The 19,086-nt window shown below is 41.8% G+C and carries 19 protein-coding genes; 14 read left to right on the top strand and 5 right to left on the bottom strand.

Translation table 11 applies throughout. The features are described from left to right. Positions 1-203: 203 nt before the first annotated feature. The 3 genes from iolG to AC4IFO_RS09255 all read left to right on the top strand — a co-directional run bounded on the left by iolG (position 204) and on the right by AC4IFO_RS09255 (position 3,493). A complete protein-coding gene (gene iolG / locus AC4IFO_RS09265; RefSeq protein WP_206082752.1) occupies positions 204-1,190 on the top strand; it encodes an inositol 2-dehydrogenase in 987 nt (328 codons plus the stop codon). A gap of 413 nt (positions 1,191-1,603) precedes the next feature. After that, the gene (locus tag AC4IFO_RS09260; protein WP_219246419.1) at positions 1,604-3,010 is read left to right on the top strand and encodes a sugar porter family MFS transporter; all 1,407 of its coding nucleotides are present in this window, start codon (positions 1,604-1,606) and stop codon (positions 3,008-3,010) included. Between the two features lie 54 nt (positions 3,011-3,064). Further along, complete coding sequence (locus tag AC4IFO_RS09255) at positions 3,065-3,493, top strand: PTS mannitol transporter subunit IIA (protein ID WP_206082750.1); 429 nt, start codon at positions 3,065-3,067, stop codon at positions 3,491-3,493. Positions 3,494-3,560: 67 nt separating this feature from the next. Here the strand turns inward: AC4IFO_RS09255 and AC4IFO_RS09250 are convergent, their stop codons facing one another. After that, the gene (locus tag AC4IFO_RS09250; RefSeq protein ID WP_490733708.1) at positions 3,561-3,845 is read right to left on the bottom strand and encodes a helix-turn-helix domain-containing protein; all 285 of its coding nucleotides are present in this window, start codon (positions 3,843-3,845) and stop codon (positions 3,561-3,563) included. A gap of 419 nt (positions 3,846-4,264) precedes the next feature. Between AC4IFO_RS09250 and AC4IFO_RS09245 the strand changes: the two genes are divergently transcribed. The 4 genes from AC4IFO_RS09245 to iolB all read left to right on the top strand — a co-directional run bounded on the left by AC4IFO_RS09245 (position 4,265) and on the right by iolB (position 9,261). Next, complete coding sequence (locus AC4IFO_RS09245) at positions 4,265-5,398, top strand: Gfo/Idh/MocA family protein (RefSeq protein ID WP_490733706.1); 1,134 nt, start codon at positions 4,265-4,267, stop codon at positions 5,396-5,398. Positions 5,399-5,423: 25 nt separating this feature from the next. Next, entirely contained in the window at positions 5,424-7,328 is a 1,905-nt protein-coding gene (locus AC4IFO_RS09240; protein ID WP_490733704.1) for a bifunctional 5-dehydro-2-deoxygluconokinase/5-dehydro-2-deoxyphosphogluconate aldolase, read from the top strand. A gap of 30 nt (positions 7,329-7,358) precedes the next feature. Then, positions 7,359-8,252, top strand: a complete 894-nt coding sequence (gene iolE / locus AC4IFO_RS09235) for a myo-inosose-2 dehydratase (protein ID WP_219246425.1) — start codon at positions 7,359-7,361, stop codon at positions 8,250-8,252. A gap of 178 nt (positions 8,253-8,430) precedes the next feature. Then, positions 8,431-9,261, top strand: a complete 831-nt coding sequence (gene iolB / locus AC4IFO_RS09230) for a 5-deoxy-glucuronate isomerase (protein ID WP_490733701.1) — start codon at positions 8,431-8,433, stop codon at positions 9,259-9,261. A gap of 100 nt (positions 9,262-9,361) precedes the next feature. Here iolB and AC4IFO_RS09225 read toward each other — a convergent pair whose 3' ends face one another. Together AC4IFO_RS09225 and AC4IFO_RS09220 are read right to left on the bottom strand one after the other, a co-directional pair. Next, positions 9,362-10,003 (bottom strand): NAD(P)-dependent oxidoreductase, encoded by a 642-nt coding sequence (locus tag AC4IFO_RS09225; RefSeq protein ID WP_490733699.1) that lies wholly within the window; start codon positions 10,001-10,003, stop codon positions 9,362-9,364. A 128-nt stretch (positions 10,004-10,131) separates the two neighbouring features. Beyond that, a complete protein-coding gene (locus AC4IFO_RS09220; RefSeq protein WP_490733697.1) occupies positions 10,132-10,773 on the bottom strand; it encodes a TetR/AcrR family transcriptional regulator in 642 nt (213 codons plus the stop codon). A gap of 92 nt (positions 10,774-10,865) precedes the next feature. Between AC4IFO_RS09220 and AC4IFO_RS09215 the strand changes: the two genes are divergently transcribed. After that, positions 10,866-11,558 (top strand): DAPG hydrolase family protein, encoded by a 693-nt coding sequence (locus AC4IFO_RS09215; protein WP_490733695.1) that lies wholly within the window; start codon positions 10,866-10,868, stop codon positions 11,556-11,558. Between the two features lie 19 nt (positions 11,559-11,577). Here AC4IFO_RS09215 and AC4IFO_RS09210 read toward each other — a convergent pair whose 3' ends face one another. Next, positions 11,578-12,573, bottom strand: a complete 996-nt coding sequence (locus AC4IFO_RS09210; RefSeq protein ID WP_490733693.1) for an FUSC family protein — start codon at positions 12,571-12,573, stop codon at positions 11,578-11,580. Positions 12,574-12,780: 207 nt separating this feature from the next. Between AC4IFO_RS09210 and AC4IFO_RS09205 the strand changes: the two genes are divergently transcribed. Beyond that, positions 12,781-13,401 carry a malonate decarboxylase holo-ACP synthase gene (locus tag AC4IFO_RS09205; RefSeq protein ID WP_490733691.1) on the top strand — a complete coding sequence of 207 codons (621 nt, stop codon included), beginning with the start codon at positions 12,781-12,783 and terminating at the stop codon, positions 13,399-13,401. Positions 13,402-13,548: 147 nt separating this feature from the next. On the opposite strand, the gene AC4IFO_RS09200 is transcribed toward AC4IFO_RS09205, so the two are convergent. Further along, a complete protein-coding gene (locus AC4IFO_RS09200) occupies positions 13,549-14,178 on the bottom strand; it encodes a glutathione S-transferase family protein (protein ID WP_490733689.1) in 630 nt (209 codons plus the stop codon). A gap of 371 nt (positions 14,179-14,549) precedes the next feature. Here AC4IFO_RS09200 and AC4IFO_RS09195 point away from each other — a divergent pair, with 371 nt between their 5' ends. The 5 genes from AC4IFO_RS09195 to tehB all read left to right on the top strand — a co-directional run bounded on the left by AC4IFO_RS09195 (position 14,550) and on the right by tehB (position 19,055). Beyond that, complete coding sequence (locus tag AC4IFO_RS09195) at positions 14,550-15,107, top strand: cytochrome b (protein ID WP_219246442.1); 558 nt, start codon at positions 14,550-14,552, stop codon at positions 15,105-15,107. 13 nt (positions 15,108-15,120) lie between these two features. After that, a complete protein-coding gene (locus tag AC4IFO_RS09190; RefSeq protein ID WP_490733686.1) occupies positions 15,121-15,699 on the top strand; it encodes a YceI family protein in 579 nt (192 codons plus the stop codon). 312 nt (positions 15,700-16,011) lie between these two features. Further along, entirely contained in the window at positions 16,012-16,785 is a 774-nt protein-coding gene (locus AC4IFO_RS09185; protein WP_490733684.1) for a topoisomerase IV, read from the top strand. A 182-nt stretch (positions 16,786-16,967) separates the two neighbouring features. Next, complete coding sequence (locus AC4IFO_RS09180; RefSeq protein WP_490733682.1) at positions 16,968-18,047, top strand: linear amide C-N hydrolase; 1,080 nt, start codon at positions 16,968-16,970, stop codon at positions 18,045-18,047. A 120-nt stretch (positions 18,048-18,167) separates the two neighbouring features. Then, a complete protein-coding gene (gene tehB, locus AC4IFO_RS09175; protein WP_490733680.1) occupies positions 18,168-19,055 on the top strand; it encodes an SAM-dependent methyltransferase TehB in 888 nt (295 codons plus the stop codon). Positions 19,056-19,086 lie beyond the last annotated feature (31 nt).

Raw genomic sequence — 19,086 nt, 5'->3', positions numbered from 1 at the left:
AACGCAGACTTTATTGTCAAATACTGATAGGTTGCATTATTGTTTTGTGATCTAAATAACACTAAAAAACCACTTTAATGTAACATTTGTTACCTAGAGCCCAAAAACATAATTTCCAAAAAATTATAAATTGAAATGAACGTTTTGTTTGGTATATTTCATATTATCCAAATAGTGGATTTAAAGTATCAAGGAGCATTTGAATGTTCAATATAGCACTATTCGGCGCAGGACGTATCGGACAGGTTCATGCTGTTAATATTGCCGGCCATAAAGAAACCGCACTTTATTCTGTTATCGACCCTTATCAACCCAACGCGGTTGCCTTGGCTGAAAAATACCAAGCAAAAGTGCAAACGACAGAAGAAGCGATGCAAGACCCGAATGTTCACGGTGTTTTGATTGCTTCTGCGACAGATACCCACGCTGATTTAATCGAGCTTGCTGCTAAACATAAAAAAGTGATTTTCTGTGAAAAGCCAGTTCACCTTGACCTAGAGCGTGTTAAGCAGTGTATCAAAAGCGTTAAAGAACATAATGTACCATTGTTTATTGGTTTTAACCGCCGTTACGACCCACAGTTTCGCCACCTGAAAAATTTATTCCAACAAGGCGCAATTGGTAAAGCGGAATCCTTAATTATTACTTCGCGTGACCCTTCACCTCCACCAGCAGAATATGTCAAAGTATCGGGCGGCATGTTCAGAGACATGACTATCCATGATTTTGATATGGCGCGCTTTATGATTGGCGAAGAGCCATGCTCAGTTTTCGCACAAGGCAGTAATGTGGTTGACCCTGCCATTGGTCAAGCGGGCGATATCGATACGGCATTTATTATTTTGAAATTCCCATCGGGTGCGATGGCGACCATCTCCAATAGTCGCCGTTCTGGCTACGGTTATGACCAGCGCATTGAATTACATGGTGAAAAAGGCTTGTTAACCGCTGGAAACATTAAAGAAAACAGCGTTTCATTGTTAAGTGAAGCAGGGGCATTATCTGCAAAACCAGAGTATTTCTTCTTGCAACGCTACCATGAAGCTTATAAGGCAGAATGGGAGCATTTTGTGGACATTTTAGCGGGTCGTGCACAATCAGAAACGACAGGAACAGATGGTGAGTTAGCGCTGTATTTAGCGGATAAAGCACTTGAGTCACTGAAATCAGGTAAAGAAGTTAAGTTGTAATTTGTTTCTTTGAACGTGTTTTAAATTCGATTACAAATTTGCGGGCGAAAAATAATTTCGTCCGCAGACAAAACCTAAAAGTATTTAATGATATTCAAACATCAATTAAATATAAAAAATAAGTTTTGTACTTAATAAAAAACTCTACAGACTTTTTATATTCCGATATAGATTGAGGGCCTTTTACAATCTTATTTTTGCTCTATTTAATTAACTTATTGTATTTATTGATTTTAGTTTTATTTTCCTCTCGTGGGTTAATTTAAAAGCATATTAAAAGTTAATTCAATAGTGATTCAATTCAGCGTGTTAAAAAATATTTTCATTATTTAATTCCTTACATAAGGCATTTGCTTAAATACTGAAAAGGCATTTTTTGACTGACATAATGATACAAATAATAAGGTAATAATATGTCATTAATAATGAATCTCAACGAACAACAGCGAAAAAGGTTGCACCAAATTACACTGGTTGCCACTTTTGGTGGATTACTTTTCGGGTATGACACTGGTGTTATCAACGGCGCATTTTCATCACTAAAAGAAAACATGGGGCTCACGCCGACCACTGAAGGGTTAGTGATGAGCGTTCTGTTAGTGGGCGCAGCCCTTGGTAGTGTTTGTGGTGGGCGTGTTGCTGACTATGTAGGTCGACGAACTTACTTACTTTATCTCTCCTTTTTATTCTTATTCGGGGCATTTTTATCCGCGGCAGCGCCGAATATTGAAGTCTTATTAGTGGCGAGGTTTATCCTTGGTTTTGCTGTTGGTGGCGCTTCTGTCACAGCGCCGACTTTTATCTCTGAAGTTGCCCCGACAGAGATGCGGGGAAAACTCACTGGGCTCAATGAGGTTGCCATTGTTATTGGGCAGCTAGCCGCATTTGCGATTAATGCCATTATCGGCTCTATTTGGGGGCATTTACCCGACGTTTGGCGCTATATGTTGCTCGTTCAAGCTGTTCCTGCATTGTGCTTATTATTTGGTATGTGGAAAGCCCCTGAAAGCCCACGTTGGTTAATGAGCAAAAATCGCCGCGAAGAAGCGCTAAAGATTTTAAAGCAAATTCGCCCTGAAAAACGCGCAATACAAGAGTACGAAGACATCGTGACGCTGTTAGACGTTGAAGCGGCAGAAGCGAAGAAAAACCCGGATGCAAACAAACGAAATTTAGCCCTTATCCTCAATACTCCGTGGATTTTAAAGTTAGTTCTCATCGGTATGGTGTGGGCAGCATTGCAGCAAACCACGGGTGTGAACGTGATCATGTACTACGGGACTGAAATCCTAAAAACAGCCGGTTTTTCTGAGCAAACATCGTTAGTTTTCAACGTACTTAACGGGGTGTTCTCTGTTGGTGGTATGGTTATCGGGGTACTTTTCTTAGTTGACCGTTTCAAACGTAAAACCCTGATTGTGGGTGGTTTCGCCTTAATGGCCTCATTGCACTTATTAATTGCTGCAACGGATTACTTCTTAACGGGGGATGTGAAAGCGACCTTAATTTGGTTATTGGGTGCGGTGTTTGTCGGGGTAATGCAAGGAACAATGGGCTTCCTGACCTGGGTTGTATTAGCCGAGCTATTCCCACTGAAAATTCGTGGGTTATCTATGGGGATCTCTGTTTTCTTTATGTGGATCATGAACGCAATTGTCAGTTACCTGTTCCCAGTGTTACAGGCAGAACTTGGATTAGGCCCAGTATTCTTGATTTTCGCGGTAATAAACTACCTCGCCATTGTGTTTGTGGTGAAATTATTGCCTGAAACATCAAACAAATCTCTGGAACAGCTGGAAGAAGAATTGTCATCAATGTAATTACAGTGCATTCACTCTGTGAATGCACCTAATAAATTTACAAGAGGGTGGAATATGATTGAACAACTGACCACACAAAGCCTACATTTAGGTTGCCAAGCGAGAAACAAAGCCGAAGTATTGCAAATGGTTGGCGCTGAATTTAAACGAAAAGGCTATGTCGATAGGGATTGCGTCCACTTTTTAACAGAGCGAGAGCAGCAAATTTCGACCTTTTTAGGCAATGGCATTACCTTGCCACACTTACCAAAATCGGCGAATGACATTATTTTGCACAGTGGTGTGGAGATTTTTCAATTTCCTGATGGGGTAATTTGGGACCGAACAAATGTGATGTTCATCGCCATTGGCGTTATCGCAAAATCAAGGGAGCATATTGATGTGCTCAGAGAAATTGCGTTGATTTTTAGTGATGAATTTATTGCGAATGCGCTGTCACTGACCTCAAGCAAAGAGGAATTTTTGAGCATTCTTCATCGTTAATGTTCTAGCTCATAAATGCGCTCACCATGGCGGTACTGATTTGCATGGTGGGCATAATGTTCTGAGTTTACAGCATAATTTTAGGTTTTTTTATACCGCATGCGGCGGCATAGCGAGCGAGTGTTTCGATTGTTGCTTTTTCCGCATGCCTTTCGGTTCTCGATACGGCTGAAGGGGAAATGCCTAATCGTGCTGCAATTTGAGAACTCGTTAGCCCCGCAGAGCAGCGCCATGCAAGTAATTGTTCTCTGACTCGTTCTGCGCGTAATTCAGCTTCATAAATGGCGTTGACTTCTGGATCAGATAAAATATCGTTGAGAGCATCTTCCCAAGCAATTGATTTTTTACTCATCGTTTAGCATCTCCTCTAGTCGCTTTGCAGCTGAAGTTAAAATAGCTAACAGTAAAAGAGAAAATAATGATACTCAAGAGTTAAATGAAGCTATAAGTTTAATTAAGCTATAAGTGTAATTCAAACTCATACAATACCAAACACTTCTCCTTTTATTTCATTTTTCATTTCATTTAGTGTCTTTTTATTTGACTTCCCCTCTCTGTTTATTTGGTTAAATAGAGATTTTTGAATTTTAATTCTTTATAAATTAGCTAATTACAGGAAAATCCATGCCAGATCACATAATGAAATTAATATTTCTAACTTTATTGAAAATGAAATAAATATTCCGTATAACAGTATTATCAAATCAAAAGTATTCAATAAAGCATTGGGACAGCCATTGCGCCATACAGAATGTGCGAGGGAGAGAACAAATGAAAGAAATCCGTATTGGTATGATTGGAACAGGCTACATTGGGCGCGCACATGCGATTGCTTATGCACAAGCATCAACGGTTTTCCCACTAAAAGGAAAACTAGTTCGTGAAATGATTGCGGAAGTGACACCAGAGCTTGCGCAAACTCGTGCACAAGAAATGGGGTTTAATCGTTCAACGGATGATTGGCGCAAACTTGTAGCGGATCCAAATATTGATGTGGTGGATATTTGTTCTCCTAACTTTTTACACAAAGAAATGGCGATGGAAGCGATTAAACATGGCAAACATGTTTATTGTGAAAAGCCACTAGCCCTCAATTCCCACGATGCAAAAGAGATGGTTGCCGCGGCTGAAAAAGCCGGCGTAAAAACCTTGGTTGGGTTTAACTATATGAAAAACCCAACGGCGCAATTAGCAAAAGAGATCATCGAAAATGGCGAAATCGGCAATGTGATCCATTTCTACGGCACACATAATGAAGACTATATGGCTGATCTAACGGCGCCTATTCATTGGCACTGCTTTAAAGAAAAGGCAGGGTTGGGTGCGTTGGGGGATCTATCTGCTCACATCATCAATATGGCGCAATATTTAGTGGGCGATATTGAAACGGTGTGTGGCGATATGGAGATAGTCATCAAAGAACGTCCAGAAAAAGCAGGTTCGTCAGTGATGGTTGCGGTAGAAAATGAAGACCAAGCTCATGCGATGGTGCGTTTTGCGGGTGGTGCGATGGGGGTTATCGAAACTTCTCGCATTGCATCTGGCCGCAAAATGGGGCTGACCTATGTGGTCACGGGCACCAAAGGCACGTTGTCATTTACCCAAGAGCGAATGGCGGAATTAAAACTGTATCGCCATGATGAGCCATCAAACCGCCAAGGGTTTAAAACTATTTTAGTTGGGCCTGAACACCCAGATTATGCGCCATTTTGCGGCGGTGCAGGTCATGGAATTGGGTTTAACGATCAAAAAACAGTCGAAGTACGCGATTTAATTGATGGTGTCGCGACAGGCAAAGGCATGTGGCCAGACTTTGAAGAAGGTTGGAAAGTATCGCGTATTTTAGATGCCATCGCCCGCTCTTATGAAGAGCAGCGCTGGGTCAAAGTAAAAGAAATCAATTAATTCTGTTGTAGTTAAGGGGTAATTAATGGATAAGCAGAAGAAGTTAGATGTTATCTGTATGGGCCGTATTGCCGTTGACCTGTACGGACAACAGATAGGTTCTCGTTTAGAAGATATGAGCACGTTTGCCAAATATTTAGGCGGCTCATCAGGTAACGTTGCATTCGGTACCGCAATACAAGGTTTGAAATCATCGATGTTAGCCCGTGTGGGGGATGAACATATGGGGCGCTTTCTACGCGAGGAGTTACAACGCGTAGGGTGTGATACCAGCCACCTGATCACGGACAAAGACAGATTAACCGCATTAGTGATCTTAGGGATCAAAGACCAAGATACTTTTCCGTTGATTTTCTACCGTGATAATTGTGCTGATATGGCCATTACTCCGGATGATTTCACGGAAGACTATATTGCCTCTTCCCGCTGCTTAGCGATTACGGGTACGCATTTATCGAACCCGAAAACCCGCGCGGCGGTATTAAAAGCGCTGGAATATGCGAAACGCAATAATGTGAAAACCGCGATTGATATCGATTACCGACCGGTGTTATGGGGGTTAACCTCTTTGGGTGATGGCGAAACACGCTTTATTGCCTCAGACAGTGTAACGCAGCAACTGCAAGACGTATTATCGATGTTTGACCTGATTGTGGGAACCGAAGAAGAGTTTCACATTGCAGGAGGAACAACCGATACCATCCAAGCACTGAAAAATATCCGCAAATTAACGGATGCAGAATTAGTGTGTAAACGCGGTTCATTAGGCTGCTCGGTATTTAGTGGTGCGATCCCAGAGACTTTAGACGAAGGCATTACAGTGCACGGTGTTAGAGTCGATGTTCTTAACGTGTTAGGCGCGGGTGATGCGTTTATGTCTGGCCTGTTGCGGGGCTATCTAAATGGCGATGGTTGGGAAAAAGCTTGTGCCTACGCCAATGCGTGTGGTGCGCTGGTGGTTTCACGCCACGGCTGTGCGCCAGCAATGCCAACGAAGGTTGAGTTGGATAACTACCTTGAGCGTGCAGCGGCAGTGCCGCGCCCAGACCTTGACCCAGTATTAAACCACTTACACCGTGTGACGACACGCAGCACACAATGGAATGAACTTTGTGTGATGGCATTTGACCACCGCATCCAATTTGTGGATATGGCACGCGCTGCTGGAGCCGACATTTCCTGCATCCCGCATCTGAAAAAACTGATTTTCCGTGCCAGTCTTGAAGTGTCGCAAGAAGCGAATTTACAAGGTAAAGCGGGTTTGCTGTGTGACAGTACCTTTGGGCAAGATGTGCTCAACGACGTAACAGGGCGAGGCTGGTGGATTGGCCGCCCAATCGAGTTACCTGCATCAAGACCATTGTGCTTAGAACACGGCAACATTGGTTCACAGCTGATCAGTTGGCCGAAAGAGCATATCGTAAAATGTTTGGTGTTCTTCCACCCAGAAGACAACCATCCGCTGCGTTTAGAACAAGAAAAAACGGTTCAAGAGGTGTACAGCGCATGCTGCCAATCCGGCCATGAGTTATTGCTTGAAGTGATTTTACCTGCGGATATGGAACGCACTGACGAGCTGTATTTACGTGCCATCAAGCGCTTCTATAACTTAGGCATTAAACCCGATTGGTGGAAGCTGCCACCGTTGCAAGCCGAAAATTGGGATGCGGTGGATGCCTTAATTCAAGAGCGAGACCCGTATTGCCGCGGAGTCGTGTTATTAGGGCTAGACGCGCCGCAAGACGAACTGCAAGCAGGCTTTAATGCCGCCGCAGGCAAATCAATCGTTAAAGGATTCGCAGTGGGTCGTACGTTGTTCGGTAAACCTTCTTTAGAATGGATGAAAGGTGAGCTGAATGATGACGAACTCGTGCAGAAAATTAAAACAAACTATTTAAACCTGATAGCCCTATGGCGTCAGCGTAAATAATATCCCTCTTACCTACACAGGAGCTTCATCATGGCAATCCAACTTGGTATCAACCCTTTGACATGGACCAATGATGATTTACCCACTCTGGGGGCGGAAACGTCACTGGAAACTTGTTTGACCGAAGGCCGTCAGGCAGGGTTCGCAGGCTTTGAATTGGGGAACAAATTCCCACGTAAAGCCGATGTTTTAGGGCCAATTTTAAAACAGCACGACTTACAATTAGTCTCTGGCTGGTATTCGGGGGAGCTATTAACCCGCAGTGTAGAAGAAGAAATTGAAGCTGTGCAAGGGCACTTAGCGTTATTGCGTGACCTTGGTGCTAAAGTGATGGTGTTTGCTGAGGTTACCCATTGTATTCATGGGGATCAAAACAAACCCGTGCATATGCGCCCACTGTTCCCAGCGGACAAATGGGAAGAGTACGGTAAAAAACTGACAGAGTTTGCGAAATATACGTTATCTCAAGGCGTTAAAATTGCCTACCATCACCATATGGGGACGGTGATTGAATCGGCTGAAGATGTGGATAACCTAATGAAATATACGGGTGATGAAGTCGGTTTATTGCTTGATACAGGTCACTTAACATTTGCAGGGGCAGACCCTGTAGAAGTCGCGAAACGTTGGGCAAAACGCATCAACCACGTGCACTGCAAAGACGTACGTGCCGATGTGCTCAATGATGTGAAAAACCGTAAAACGAGTTTCTTAGATGCGGTACTGGCAGGGGTCTTTACCGTACCGGGTGATGGCTGTGTTAACTACCCAGAAGTTTTCAAAGTATTGAAAAATAGCCAATATGAAAATGGCTGGTTAGTGGTAGAAGCGGAGCAAGACCCGGCAATTGCGCATCCACTGACGTATGCGACTTTAGGCTATAACAATTTACACAAGTTAGCGAAAGACGCAGGCCTCATCTAAACCTTCGTCACATTTTAGTCTGTGATGTTGTTGGTCTCGTTTACCATCCCTAGATATTGATTTGTGCGTTTCTAGGGATTGGTACTTTTGATCATAAACGCATATTAGATATGCGCTAAAAGTTAATAAAATAGGTTGTGAACAACGGTCACAACCTGAAAAAAGCTAGAGGAAAGTTATGTCAAAATTACTGTCGAAATATCATGCTCCAGATGCACATAAGCGTACTCAGCATATCACGCCACAGATTGCCAACTGGGGATATGTACACTTTGATGTGTATGAACTGAAACAAGGAGAATCCATTTCTTTACCTGCGTCTGAAAATGAAATGTGTTTAGTCTTAGTGGCAGGTAAGGCGACGATCAAAACGCCAGATCAAACGTTTGAAAATATTGGCGATCGCATGGATCCATTTGAGCGTAAAAAACCGTATGCGGTGTATGTGACGGCGCAAGAATTTGCAGAAGTTAAAGCTGAAACGGCTTTAGAGCTTGCCGTGTGCAGTGCGAAAGGCAAAGGTACTTACCCAACCCGTTTAATTGGCCCTAATGATATTGGTGCAGAACAACGTGGTCATGGTTATAACAAACGTTATGTCCACAATATTTTGCCTGATGATAAAGCCGCAGACAGTTTGTTAGTGGTGGAAGTGTTTACGGATGAGGGATGCACCAGTTCATACCCAAGTCATAAACATGATACCGATAATGAACCGAATGAAACCTATTTAGAAGAAACCTATTATCACCGTTTGAACCCATCCCAAGGTTTCTGTATGCAGCGTGTTTACACTGACGACCGTGAATTAGACGAATGTATGGCGGTGTATAACAAAGATGTGGTTATGGTGCCAAAAGGGTATCACCCAATGGCAACGATGGCAGGCTACGATAACTACTATTTGAATGTGATGGCAGGACCAACACGTAAGTGGTTATTTACATGGGAAAAAGACCATAATTGGGTCAATAGTGACGTGTATGCCGCCAAGCACAAAGCGCAGTAAGTTGTTACCTGTAGTCACCTGTAGTCGTGAATAAAGTTAAAAGCACCAAATCTGTTATCTATTTTGCCGGTAAATTATTTACCGGCTTTTTTATATGTCATTAATAAGCCGCTGTGAATTGTTGGCGAACGAATTGGGCATTATTGACTTCATCAAGGATAGCAACGGCAAAATCTTCCACAGAAATTTTCGCAGGCACATTGCCATTCATCAATAATTCGGTGCCACCCAAACGGAACGTTTCTGTGCGTTCACCGGGTTCTAACATGGCAGCGGGGGACACATAAGTCCAGTCAAGGGTATCGATAGTTTGCAACTGGTTTTTAAACTCACGCATTGCCTGTGCGCCGGGTTTGATTTCGGCTGGGAAATCAGGCGAATCAATTAAATCCATATTAGGGGCAATTTTTAAACTACCCGCGCCACCGACCACAATAAAGCGTTTTACCGAGGCTTTTTGTACCGCTTGCAAAATAGCGTTATTCCCTGTGACTGTGTCTTGGTATAAGTTCGGATTTTGCCAGCCGCCGTTAAACGCACTGATCACCACATCTTGGCCTTTCAGGCGAGATGTTAGCCACGCCACATCGGTAATATCCCCAGATTCTGTTATCAAATGAGCATGTTGTGGCAGGGTGTTGCTATGGCGAGAAATGGCAGTCACTTGGTGATGGCGGCGCAGCGCTTCTGCAACTAATGCTTTTCCCACAAAACCGGTCGCACCAATGATCGATATTTTCATACGGAACCCCTAGTGTGTGACACACTGTTGTTTGATTGATTTTGTAAATATCATCTCATTAAAGTATAGGGCAGATTTATCTTCCGCGGAATGTACTTAGTGCGTTTTCTTGACATCATTCGCCAGTTTTATGGGTGCAAGACGTGTTTGCAAAGGGCAACGACATGTTCCGTTCTTGCTTCGAGTGTGGGTGTTAACCCCGCAGGGGAGAGCCCTAGGGAAATTTGCCGCAATGGCTCAGCAATGGCCATGGATAAGATTAAATCGCTGAGTACCATAAAATCTGCTTGTTTAATAAGCTGCTTTTTCTCATGACGAACTAACCACTGTCCCAACAGTTGGCGGCTACGTTCAATGCCACTTTTTTGGTATTTATCGAGCAAAATGTGTTTTTGCTTGAAATCGGTTTGCAATAAACGAAAGAGCCCAACAGCTTCATAAGACAAAACTTTTTGTGCAATTGCATTGATGTTTTGAGTGAGTAAGGCAAAAAAGTTATCAGTTGATTGTGCTTCTTGCTCAAACAGAGGAACAAAGCTGTCGGTCCAACTCAAAATCACCATTTCAATTAACGTTTCGCGGTTATCCACAAAGCGGTAAATAGTCTTTTTCGCCACCCCTGCGCGTTTTGCCACTGTATCAATGGTGGTGGATAAGTAACCTTCCTCAAGGAGCGATTGTGCAGTGGCCTGAATAATTTTTTCTTTTAATTCAGCCTCAGGAACACTGGGTCTACCGCGTGTTGATTTGCTTGGTTCATTTTTTTGCATAAATGGCGCTCTATTTTTTTGTACTTGACTTAGGCGTATTTTAGCTCAAATATAATTAGGAAACAAATAAAGTTTCCTAATTGAGGTGAAAAATGAAAACGAATACAGCTTGGGCCGTTGAAAATGTGAATGACTTACTGTTACCCGCACCATTACGGTTAGAGATGGGGATTGAAAGGGATGAAAATGGGTTACTCACTGTTGCTGTTCGAACAGATTTACACGGTTGTAAGGGCCGAATGTTGGAGTGGTGGTTTACGTTTTTTGAAACGACTCAGCACATCCGCTGGTGGCACCCCCATGACCATGTTGCCCACCATGGCTGGGATGACAAATGGAAAAAAGGGGAGAGCTACATTGGCGCATCAATTCATGCAGTTGAATCATTGGGAGAAATTCCACCTGTTGCGGCTAAATTAAAATTTCGCGAAGCCAGTGACTTTTTTGATTCAAACGCATTGAAACAAGCGATTGAAAACCAATCAATCTCAGGGGCTGTCTGCGCTTCAATTGGCTTTGGGGACCATGTCTTGATGGATGCCGAAGGCTACCCTATTGATGGTAAAATGATGCACATTACGCGAGATACTGAATTTGGTTGTGTTTTGCGGAGTCGTTTTTTACTGGGCGCTTCATTAACAGACCCAGTGAATGAATTACCTGACAATATCGGCCTTGAGTTAATGCGCCATTGTTATAACGAATTTACCTATCTATCGCGTTTCTTACCGTCTTTATATTACGGGGAACACGCGAATAATGAGAAAGCCCCTCTACCTTGGTAAATGAGGCCGCCGTGGGAAATTAGCTTTTTTCCACGGTTTGCTCAGGTGTGTTTCCCTCGCGGAACAACTTCAAAATAATACTCGTCACAATGGCAATTACACCGCCCAATGCCGTTTCTAATACACGATCGAACAGTAATTCATAAGTTGGGTGCCGCCAATACACCACTTGTTCAAGCACGGAGAGTATTAAACTCGTTACAACAAAAGTCATAAACGTATATCCGTGATGGAAACTCATTGGCATTAAAAATGCAAAAACCACCATCGCAATTAACCCGATATACGGCATGAGTGGGGTATTAAATAAAAAATAGAGTAATAAAACAGAAATCAGGCTACCTAAGACTCTCTGCAAGGTAATCTTAATAATGCTTTGTGATTTGGGATGTAAAACAAATACAAAGGTCAGCAGTGTCCAATAAAAATGCCCAAGGTCGATAAAGCGTGGAATAGCAAGTGCGAGCAATAATCCCAATGCATAGGTCATTGACCGAGGGATAATATTTTTACGCAGAGTAAATAAATTGCGTTCAACCAAGGCGCTGGTGATCACACTGTGGCGTGTCATTTTATGGCTAAGCACATAATAGGTAATCAGTGTCACAGTACTGCCAATAATAAAACCCAACGCTAAGCTTTTAGAGATGTCCGGTAAAATCGTCCCAATTGTTGACATGATAATCATAAATTTCATGGTTAAATCCATGGCGGGATCGGTGCCGTACAATTGATAATAAATAAACGAGAAGATGGCGAGGTAAATATAAAAAGGAATACCCAGACGCAGGGTATCACCGATGAAAATCGCCACTAAGATCATCAGTAAACAAAACGCGGTGTAAGCATAATTTTTATACTCTTTCGCCGCATTGAATAAATTAAAGGAATATAAGGTTGAGAAGGCCGCCCACATGGCAGCTTGCGCATCTAAAATGGCAAAAGCTGCTGCCGCACTGAAAAACATGCAACTGGTAAAGATAATCCCATCGTGAATAGCCGGAAATGTTCTCATAATATGATACTCATAAACCGATTTTAACTTATTAATTAATAAGGTAATTAAATAATAAGCATCACGGGATTACAAGGGGGAATGTGTATTTTGTCTGATTGGGAATAAATGTTATTGCACAAGCAAAGTGGAGGTAACTTCTGTTTTTATAGAGTAAAAAAGGCATAATAGGCGAAGAGCAGTCGTAACAATCATAAAGGTAAAAAAATGCAAATAATCAATCCTCATGATTTTGTTTGGGTCGGCAGTAATGAAGACGTCGAGATAGAATCACTCCCCGAATGGGTTGGCGTACAGTGGAATAGCAAACTGCCACTGACGGTGTACCGTGACAAGGCTGAAGACGGTAAGGTGACAGTCGCAATACGGGGTATCAAGCCACATCAACGCGTTACGACTCAAATTAAAAAATCAGCAATCACTCACATCATGAATGTTGAGTCATTGGTGGCTGACTCCGTTGAATTGCAACGGTCGATGTTTATTGCATTGCCACCTGTACAGGTTTTATGGTTGATTTCACAAACCAAATGGCCGTGGATATGGGGCGTGGCGGGGAGCTGCGCTTATACACTGGCAACAGATATTCAAAGCATGCTATCTGATTGCGACCTCGATGTGGTGCTGCGTTGCCCAACGCGCCATCAAAAAGAAGATTTTGCTGAATTTGCCATCAAAGCTAATACACCTTATTGCCCCATTGATATTCATGTGGAAACGCCGAAAGGCGGTTTTTCATTAGCTGAGTGGTTTAAAAACGATCAGGTCACATTGCATACACCACAAGGGGATGTGATGACAGCAGATCCGTGGGATGAATCGCTTTAAAGGGCCACTGTCGTAAAAATGTACGGGTTTCGTTTGCTTGTTGAACGCATTGTTTAATAATTAATTTTGATGTTCGTACAGGTGATTTTTTACCGAGCAATAACGGGTTGAAAATAGCGCAGAGGGAAAAGACTCTGCGCTATTTTTTTAATGAGAAATATGGGGTTCTTGAATACCAGCTTGTCGCCATTCTTGCATCGCAGGCAAACTTAGTATGCGGGCAACCCATTGTTGTGCCGCGACATTGACTGGCAACTGGTAACTGTGGATACGAAATGCGACAGGGGCATAAAACGCATCCACTGCGGTAAATTCATTCCCTGCCAGCCAAGGGCCGCCAAATTTTTCCAGCCCTTCTTGCCATAGCTGTGAAATTCGGTCGAGGTTAGCCTGCAACTCACGAGAGATTTCGTTTAACGGGGCATTGCGAGAAACATCCATTGGGCATTGTTGACGTAAGGTGGTGAAACCTGAGTGCATTTCAGCGCTGGCGCTACGTGCCCAAGCCCTCGCTGCACGGTCTGTTGGCCACACTTGCGGATACTCTTCTGCCACATATTCACAAATCGCTAAAGAATCCCAAACGGTTTGCTTTCCGTCTACTAAACAAGGGACTAACCCCGTTGGTGAAAAACGGCTAAATTTATCATGGCTACTTTTACCATTTTCAAAAAAACAGATATTTTCTTCAAAAGGAATTTGCAGTGCTTTTAATAAAACCCAAGGGCGTAATGACCAAGAAGAGTAATTTTTGTTAGCAATCCAAAGCGTATACATAGGCAAACCTGCTCATCAAAGAAAAAGGGTGGGAAAGGGATGATACCAATGTAAAAGGAAGATGGAGGGTCTACAAATGTTTTTTATCGCAAAAAAAAATATAACGAATAGGAATAAGATAGAATGAATGGTGCTATTAAAAAATAACCGGACACAGTGATTTACAAAACTGGAAAAAACTTTATTCAAATTTTATTATTTAATATAGACAAAATAGAATAATAAACTATTTTTTATAATGGTGATCGTATTTGAATATCTTCAACAAAATATTTGTTTAACTTTGGGATAGGAATAAAATTAATTTCACCTTATGATTATTACGGCTTAGTTAATTAAATATCACCTTCATCTCTAACTGGTTTTTTATCATGCAATGGAAAAATAATACAACCCGTTATGGGCACATTTCGCTGCTCATTCACTGGTTAGTCGCGATTGTCGTATATGGAATGTTTGCCTTAGGTTTATGGATGGTGACTCTGGGCTATTATGATAGTTGGTACCACCAAGCACCAGAAATTCATAAAAGTATAGGAATATTATTATTTATTGTTATGGCATTTCGTGTGATTTGGCGATTTATTTCACCACCACCAAAGCCATTATCAAGCTACAGTAAATTAACGAAAGTCAGTTCTATTACTGTTCAAATTCTGATTTATATTATTTTATTCAGTATTTTGATTAGCGGTTATTTAATTTCGACCGCTGATGGACAACCAATCAGTGTATTTGGTTGGTTTGAGGTTCCCGCTTTATTTACTGGCGCTGCAACACAAGCCGATACCGCAGGTGAAATTCACTTGTACCTTGCTTGGGCGGTAGTTTTATTGTCAGTTTTACATGCGTTTGCCGCATTTAAACATCACATTTTTGATCGTGATATTACATTAAAAAGAATGTTGGGTTTTAACCCCGATAAGTAACGTGGAGATAATTATGTTGAAGAAAACGGTTCTTGGTCTGGCTTCTGGTGCACTATTTTTAACGGCAGGTTCTGCACTTGCTGAAACTTACCAATTTGATAAGCAAGGCCAACACGCTTTCATCGAATTCCGTATTCAGCACTTAGGTTATAGCTGGGTATACGGTAGCTTTAAAGATTTTGATGGTAACTTTACTTATGATGCAAAAGACCCAGCAAAAGATAAAGTTGAAGTGACGATTAAAACAGGCAGCATCGACACTAACCACGCTGAGCGTGATAAGCACTTACGTAGCGCAGACTTTTTAAATGCCTCTAAATTCCCAGAAGCGAAATTCGTTTCAACGGAAGTGAAAAAAGACGGCGAAACTTACAAAATTACCGGTGATTTCACCTTAAATGGTGTAACGAAACCAATCACATTAGATGCAAAACTTATGGGTGAAGGTAAAGACCCATGGGGTGGTTACCGTGCAGGTTTCGAAGCGCAAGGTAACATCAAACTGAAAGAGTTTAACATCAAGTCTGATTTGGGCCCTAAATCCCAAGAAGCTCAACTGTTAATTTCAGTTGAAGGCGTTCAGACTAAATAGTTTTATTCAAACACCCTCGGGGAGATAAACCTCGAGGGTGTTTTTTATTATAAAATAATGAATTGATTTTTTGTGGCAAATTCCCTCACCTTTACCTTGCAATTTCCCTTATTCCTATAGCGAGCCCGCATTGATACAGGCTAAAATAGTCAATATCACTTTTTTCAGGTTAATTCAGAATGTTATCGTAATGCACACTATAATTACTTAAGTGACTTTTTGTCAGTGAGTGATTGGATGTGATGAAAAGATAACCTAATAGCGTGAAAGTTAGCATCGTAATTCGTTTGAATAAGAAAAGGCAGGGCGACTTTGAATACAAATAGTTCACGTAAAACCGCATTGATTGTTAGCATCATTTTTATTGCATTTGCAGTCGGTTTTTACTGGTTAAGCAAAGATAACAATGTGTTATCGACTGAGAACAATACCGCTATCCATTCGGAAGCATTAGCGCAAGCTGAAAAAGAGCTGCCGATTATTGCAACCGTGAAAAAAATTAGCCCTGAAACCTACCAAAGTTTTGAACACTTAATCACGCAGTATGATCCCGAAAATGAAGATATTCGTCGCCAGCTATTCGACCAAGTTGTTGGTGGTGTGATGAAGCTCGTTGTTGAGCGCATGGAATATGCATCTGATGATGCAGTGATTAATTTTACCAGTAAGGTCAATGATTACCTTAAAGTGTTATTAGAAGAAGACCCAACGGGAAAAACCTGTTTTTACTCACTGTTTCCACATTTAAGAGAAACGGCTGAAATCATCCCTCCGAAAAAAAGCCAAGCGGTATTATTAAAACAAATTCAAGCCACTAATGAGTTATTGATTTCCAGTGAAGCGGGTAAAACTCAAGCATTGATGTCACCGACAGAATATACAGAAACACTGGCACAATTAGCCTCTGGCCTAAGCGCTAAATATGGTGCAGATGCAGCAATTCTTGGGAATTTGAGTGCAGGTAAAAAATCCCCTGCATTAGCATGCCAAGTATCGATTAGTTTTTATGATGAAATTCTTGCGATCCCTGACAATGGGAAAAAAGCGGCCTTATTACGCTCTTTATTTTCATCGGTAAATAACTAATTTAGTGATAAAAAAATGGCACCCTGAGAGGGGTGCTATTACTACGTATTATCAATTATTACATTTATTTTATTCACATCTCCTGCCATTTTTTATACTTTATCTGTACAAAACTCATTATTTCAATTTATGTAGTATGCTTACTATATCAATCTGTTAGTTTTATCTCTCTTGGAGGTGGCATGAAGTTCGTTCAAAAAAGTATTGTGACGCTCATTACCCTAGCGGCAATTTCTTTGCCAGCCGTGGTTAGCCAAGCTTGTACCCGTGTTGTGTATTTGGGGGAAAATGAGCAAATCATGACAGGGCGAACCATGGACTGGAAATATGATATCGGCACGAATCTTTGGATTTTTCCGCGTGGTATGACGCGAGATGGTGTTGCTGGGCCGAATTCAGTGAAATGGAAATCAAAATATGGCAGTGTGATTGCGTCTGGGTACGATATTTCGACCACTGATGGGGTTAATGAAGAAGGATTGGTTGCCAACCTACTTTGGCTAGCAGAGTCAAAATATCCGCAAGTAAATGATAAACAACCGGCGTTATCAATTTCATTATGGGCACAGTATGTTTTAGATAACTATGCGACTGTTGCCGAAGCGGTTGAAGATCTTGAAAAAAATCCATTGCTGGTGGTTACTGATAATGTTCCCGGTCAAGACCGTTTAGCCACCTTGCATTTGTCTATTTCAGATGCCAGCGGTGACAGTGCAATTATTGAGTATATCGATGGTAAACAGGTTATCCATCATAGCCGTAAATACCAAGTAATGACCAACTCGCCAACCTATGAAAAACAATTGGCAATGCAGGAATATTGGCAAGGTATTGGTGGCACCGTCATGTTGCCGGGGACAAACCGTTCGGCGGATAGGTTTGCTCGTGCGCAGTTTTATGTCAATGCCATTCCACAAAACACCACGGCAAATAAAGCGGTTGCGAGTGTGTTTGGGGTGATCCGTAATGTCTCTGTGCCTTATGGTTTAAGCTCTGAATCTTCTCCAGAAATCTCTTCAACTCGCTGGCGCACATTGGTGGACCATAAGCGTCAATTATACTTTTTTGAATCAGCGCTCACGCCAAATATCTTTTGGACGGATTTAGCGAAAATTGATTTTTCGGCTGAAACTGGGAAAGTGAAAAAGTTGGATTTGGGTGAAGAACAAAGTCATATCTATTCAGGGGATGCCACCAATAACTACGTGGTGGCAAAACCATTTGAATTCTTAGGGCTTAGTGCAAAACAATTAGGCTATTAGTGCCCAATTTTGCTGTATCAACCTGTGGCAATTGCTGTAGGTTGATATGCATCAAAGCCTCAGTAATTTATTGATGAATACTTTGCAGATAATAAACGAACAGGATAAGATGCATTTAAAATGCAACTTATTGGTGATGATATGAACGAGCTAGTGTGTTACAAGACCATGCCTGTCTGGGATAAAGCGTCTCTTCCGTTAATGTTCCAAGAACGTCATAACACAAAAGAAGATTCTTATGCGCAATTGAAGGTGCTGCAAGGGTCTTTGGATTTCATTATTTTTAATGATGATGGTAGCGAGCAACATTTTACGTTTGATGTAAACAACCAGCCACCAATAATAGAACCGCAAGTTTGGCACCGAATTGCGGCGTGTAGTGATGACATGCAGTGCCAGCTTTCATTTATGTGCAAGCCTGAGCTTAAATTTTTTAAAGAATACGGTTTGACGACTCCACATTCAGAAGTGCGTTATCTGTGTGAAAATAACCTTTCTAAGCCATGTAAAACATTGGATCTTGGTTCAGGACGTGGCCGCAATAGCTTCTACCTCGCTTTACAAGGGTATGATGTCACTTCAGTTGATATCAATCCGCAACATATTCAGGCGATTGATTTTGTAAAAAAACAAGCGGGTATTGAAAATATCAACACCGCGGTTTATGACATCAATAGCCATCAAATTCAAGGCGATTACGATTTAATCATTTCCACCGTAGTATTAATGTTCTTACAGCGGGAAAAAATTACCGATGTGGTAAGAAACATGCAAGAACATACATTATCGGGCGGGATAAACGTCATTGTTTGTGCGGTTGAAACACCAGACGCACCAATGGATTTAGTGCCATTTAAGTGTTTCTTGAGACCTGGTGAGTTAGAAGGCTATTACCAAGATTGGGAAATCTTAAAATACAACGAAAACCCAGGCCATTTGCACCGCACAGATGCGCAAGGTAATCGCATCAAATTAAACTTTGCGACATTAATTGCCAAAAAGAAATAAACGATGATTAAGAGAAAGGGGCTAACCAAAG

Source organism: Providencia sp. UF-224 (assembly GCF_058245955.1).
The sequence above is the reverse complement of the archived record's forward strand: the minus strand, read 5'-3'. Positions and strand labels throughout refer to the sequence as shown.

Excerpts from the sequence above, each read along its gene's own strand:
- iolE (WP_219246425.1), top strand. The coding sequence starts at position 7,359 with ATGGCAATCCAACTTGGTATCAACCCTTTGACATGGACCAATGATGAT.
- AC4IFO_RS09205 (WP_490733691.1), top strand. The coding sequence starts at position 12,781 with ATGCAAATAATCAATCCTCATGATTTTGTTTGGGTCGGCAGTAATGAA.
- AC4IFO_RS09180 (WP_490733682.1), top strand. The coding sequence starts at position 16,968 with ATGAAGTTCGTTCAAAAAAGTATTGTGACGCTCATTACCCTAGCGGCA.
- AC4IFO_RS09200 (WP_490733689.1), bottom strand. The coding sequence starts at position 14,178 with ATGTATACGCTTTGGATTGCTAACAAAAATTACTCTTCTTGGTCATTA.
- AC4IFO_RS09225 (WP_490733699.1), bottom strand. The coding sequence starts at position 10,003 with ATGAAAATATCGATCATTGGTGCGACCGGTTTTGTGGGAAAAGCATTA.
- AC4IFO_RS09250 (WP_490733708.1), bottom strand. The coding sequence starts at position 3,845 with ATGAGTAAAAAATCAATTGCTTGGGAAGATGCTCTCAACGATATTTTA.
- AC4IFO_RS09220 (WP_490733697.1), bottom strand. The coding sequence starts at position 10,773 with ATGCAAAAAAATGAACCAAGCAAATCAACACGCGGTAGACCCAGTGTT.
- AC4IFO_RS09190 (WP_490733686.1), top strand. The coding sequence starts at position 15,121 with ATGTTGAAGAAAACGGTTCTTGGTCTGGCTTCTGGTGCACTATTTTTA.
- AC4IFO_RS09210 (WP_490733693.1), bottom strand. The coding sequence starts at position 12,573 with ATGAGAACATTTCCGGCTATTCACGATGGGATTATCTTTACCAGTTGC.
- AC4IFO_RS09195 (WP_219246442.1), top strand. The coding sequence starts at position 14,550 with ATGCAATGGAAAAATAATACAACCCGTTATGGGCACATTTCGCTGCTC.
- iolB (WP_490733701.1), top strand. The coding sequence starts at position 8,431 with ATGTCAAAATTACTGTCGAAATATCATGCTCCAGATGCACATAAGCGT.
- tehB (WP_490733680.1), top strand. The coding sequence starts at position 18,168 with ATGCAACTTATTGGTGATGATATGAACGAGCTAGTGTGTTACAAGACC.
- AC4IFO_RS09255 (WP_206082750.1), top strand. The coding sequence starts at position 3,065 with ATGATTGAACAACTGACCACACAAAGCCTACATTTAGGTTGCCAAGCG.
- AC4IFO_RS09215 (WP_490733695.1), top strand. The coding sequence starts at position 10,866 with ATGAAAACGAATACAGCTTGGGCCGTTGAAAATGTGAATGACTTACTG.
- AC4IFO_RS09245 (WP_490733706.1), top strand. The coding sequence starts at position 4,265 with ATGAAAGAAATCCGTATTGGTATGATTGGAACAGGCTACATTGGGCGC.
- AC4IFO_RS09240 (WP_490733704.1), top strand. The coding sequence starts at position 5,424 with ATGGATAAGCAGAAGAAGTTAGATGTTATCTGTATGGGCCGTATTGCC.
- AC4IFO_RS09260 (WP_219246419.1), top strand. The coding sequence starts at position 1,604 with ATGTCATTAATAATGAATCTCAACGAACAACAGCGAAAAAGGTTGCAC.
- iolG (WP_206082752.1), top strand. The coding sequence starts at position 204 with ATGTTCAATATAGCACTATTCGGCGCAGGACGTATCGGACAGGTTCAT.